The 237-nt window shown below is 53.2% G+C and carries 1 protein-coding gene; it reads right to left on the bottom strand.

Annotation, left to right across the window (positions count from 1 at the left end; genetic code table 11):
* Positions 1-220: ROK family protein (locus IEQ44_RS16495; protein ID WP_227487716.1), on the bottom strand; the 220-nt coding region annotated here is incomplete at its 3' end.
* Positions 221-237 lie beyond the last annotated feature (17 nt).

Genomic DNA, 237 nt, shown 5'->3' with positions numbered 1-237 from the left:
CCAGATAACGCTCAACGTGCGCCCTTGCCTGCTCATCGCCTTGATCATAAAGCGCAATTATTTCGGGAGCCTGCAACGCTTGATGATAATAGTGTTGATACAGCCACGCAAAACCGCGACCAGACAGATAATTTTCAATGCAGCCATGCTGACCACAGCCGCAGCGGCGTAACGGGAAATCCAACCCCATCATGGTTAACGCATCAACCGGCAGACGCATATGGCCACACTCGCCGG

The sequence above is a fragment of the Nocardioides malaquae genome (genome assembly GCF_015070385.1).
GTDB classification, from domain to species: Bacteria; Actinomycetota; Actinomycetes; order Propionibacteriales; family Nocardioidaceae; genus Nocardioides; species Nocardioides malaquae.
Note: the sequence above shows the minus strand (reverse complement) of the source record. Positions and strands in the feature narration are given on the sequence as shown.